Source organism: Streptomyces sp. NPDC057638, from assembly GCF_042800315.1.
Classification (GTDB): domain Bacteria; phylum Actinomycetota; class Actinomycetes; order Streptomycetales; family Streptomycetaceae; genus Streptomyces.
In genome coordinates, this window is the sequence record NZ_JBHVHF010000536.1 from 1 (window position 1) to 2,841 (window position 2,841).

The 2,841-nt window shown below is 69.3% G+C and carries 3 protein-coding genes; all 3 read right to left on the reverse strand.

Translation table 11 applies throughout. The features are described from left to right. Positions 1-71: 71 nt before the first annotated feature. A complete protein-coding gene (locus ACFVIM_RS34465) occupies positions 72-830 on the reverse strand; it encodes an ABC transporter ATP-binding protein (RefSeq protein WP_384310148.1) in 759 nt (252 codons plus the stop codon). Next, on the reverse strand, positions 827-1,849 hold the full coding sequence (locus tag ACFVIM_RS34470) for an iron chelate uptake ABC transporter family permease subunit (RefSeq protein ID WP_384310151.1): 1,023 nt from the start codon (positions 1,847-1,849) through the stop codon (positions 827-829). The genes ACFVIM_RS34465 and ACFVIM_RS34470 overlap by 4 nt, the downstream gene beginning before the upstream one ends. After that, positions 1,842-2,841: iron chelate uptake ABC transporter family permease subunit (locus ACFVIM_RS34475; protein WP_384310154.1), on the reverse strand; the 1,000-nt coding region annotated here is incomplete at its 5' end. The genes ACFVIM_RS34475 and ACFVIM_RS34470, both read right to left, overlap by 8 nt.

A 2,841-nucleotide genomic window follows, 5' to 3' on the forward strand; every position in this document is an offset into this window, starting at 1 on the left:
GGGTGGGGCGCCGGGGGACGGCGGTGCCGAGGGCCTCACGGCCCTCACCACGGAGATCGGGCCGCCGGGTCTCAGCGGTAGTAGACGGCGGTGCGCTTCCCGTCGACCTCGTGCACCTGGACCGGGGTGTCGAAGACCTCGCTGAGCACCTCGGCGCGCATCATCTCCCCGACCGTGCCGGAGGCCGCCACCCGGCCGTCGCGCAGGGCGATGATCCGGTCGGAGTACGTGGCGGCGAAGTTGATGTCGTGCACGATCAGGACGATGGTCTTGCCGAGTTCGTCCGCGGCACGGCGGAGCTGGCTCATCATCCGTACGGAGTGCTTCATGTCGAGGTTGTTCAGCGGCTCGTCCAGGAGCACGTACTGGGTGTCCTGGGCCAGCACCATCGCCACGTAGGCGCGCTGGCGCTGGCCGCCGGAGAGCTGGTCGAGATAGCGGTGCTGGAGCTCCCCGAGATGGAGGAAGTCCAGGGCGTCCTCGACATGGGCGATGTCCTGGCGGGTGAGCCGTCCCCTGCTGTGCGGGAAGCGTCCGAAGGAGACCAGCTCCCGTACCGTCACCCGGGCGGTGAAGTGGTTCTCCTGGCGCAGGATCGACAGGGTCCGCGCCACGTCCTGCGACCTGGCCCGGTGGACGTCGAGCCCGTCGACGGTCACGGTCCCCGAGGTCGGTTCGGCGAGCCGGCCGATGATGGTGAGCAGGGTGGACTTCCCGGCACCGTTGGGGCCGACCAGCGAGGTGACACCGCCCGCCGGGATCTGGCCGGAGACCGGTCCGAGCACGACATGGTCGCCGTACGCCTTGCGGATGTCGGTGAACTCGATCACAGGGTGCCCTTCCGGAGGAGATGGACGAGGAAGACCGCCCCGCCGACGAACTCGATGACGACGGTGAGCATGCCGGACGCGTAGAAGACGTGCTCCATGAGGAACTGCCCGCCCGCCAGGGTGAGCAGCCCGATCAGGAACGCCATCGGCAGCACGACGGCGTGCCGGTGGGTGCCCGCCATCTGGTAGGCGAGCATCGCGGTCACGAACCCGAAGAAGGTCATGGGGCCCGCGAGCGCGGTCGACATCGCGATCAGCAGGGAGATGAGCAGCAGCAGGACCGACAGCTCGCGCTTGTAGGAGATGCCGAGGTTGGTGGCGGCGTCCCGCCCGAGGAGCAGTGCGTCGAGCCGGTGGCGGCGGCGCCAGACGATGACGCCGACGACCAGGCACACGGTGCCCGCGAGCGGGAGATAGGCCGCCTCGGCGCTGCTGAGCCTGCCGAAGAGCCGCGCGGACAGGACGTCGTACTCGGCGGGTGAGAGCAGCCGCTGGAGGAAGTCCGACAGGCTGCGGAAGGCGAGGCCGAGCACGACACCGACCAGCAGCAGGACATGGAGGCTGCCGCTGCGGCCGGAGAAGAGCCAGCCGAACAGCAGCATGGTGAAGCCGACCATCAGCAGCGTCTGGGTGACGAGCTTGGGCATGCCGTCCGTGACGGCGAGCACTCCGCCGCCGAACAGGGCCACCATGAGGGTCTGCATCAGGATGTAGACCGCGTCGAACCCCATGATCGACGGGGTGAGGATCCGGTTGTGGGTGATGCTCTGGAACACCACGGTACCCACCGCCTGGGTGAACGCGACCACCACCATCGTCCCGAACAGTGTCAGACGACGTTCGAAGGCGAAGTCGAAGGACCCCTCGATGAAGAGGAAGAGGAAGCAGAGGCTGGCGGCGGCGGCGAGCCCGCCGACCAGGGCGAGCCGGGCGGGGACGGGGAGTCCGCCCCGGCCGCCGTCCCGCGCGGGCGCCGGGCCCGCCGACGCTTCCGCGGCCGCCACATGGGTCTCAGACATGGACCTTCCCTCGCTGACGCAGGATCATCGCGACGAACACGACCGCCCCGACGGCGCCGAGCACGACCGTCGCCGGGATCTCCAGCGGGAAGACGATCAGCCGCCCGACGAGATCACAGGCGATCATCAGGGCCACGCTGCTGAGCACCACCCACGGCAGATTGCCGCGGACGTCGTCGCCGCGCGCCATGGAGACGAGGTTCGGCACGATCAGTCCCAGGAAGGGGATGAAGCCGACGACGACGGTGGTGACGCCCGTGGCCAGCGCGACCATGGTCAGGCCGATGAACATGATGCGCCGGTAGGGCAGCCCCAGGCTGGTGGCCGTGTCCCGGCCGAGCCCGGCGATGGTGAAGCGGTCGGCCGCCAGATAGAGCCCGATGACGATGGCCCCCACCACCCACAGCGGCTCGTAGTGGCCGCGCACCACGGAGCTGAAGCCGCCCGAGCGCCAGGTGGCGAGCATCTGGAGCAGATTGGTCGACGCGGCGATATACAGCGTCACCGCGCTGACCAGGGCACCGAGCATGATGCCCACGATGGGCACGATGACCTGGGACTTGAGGGCGATCCGGTTGAGGACCATGAGGAAGATCAGCGCCCCGGCGAACGCGAAGGCGCTGGCGGCGCCCATCTTCACCATCGGGGACGCGGCCGGTACGAGGAGGGTGAGCAGCAGTACGCCCAGGGCGGCCCACTCGCTGGTGCCCGTGGTGGTGGGCTCGACGAAGCGGTTCTGGACGAGCATCTGCATGATCACACCGGAGACGGCCATCGCGGCGGCGGCGAGGATCAGCGCGAGGGTACGCGGCACCCGGGAGATGAAGAACATGTTCCGGGCGTCGGGGTCGCTGATCAGAGCGGCCGGGTCGATGTCGTATCCGCCGATGAAGAGCGAGGCGGTGACGAGGGCCAGCACGACGAGCGTGGCCAGCCAGAGCGGGAGTCGGCGCATGGGGCTTCCGGGACGCAGGGGACGAGCGGCCCCGGGT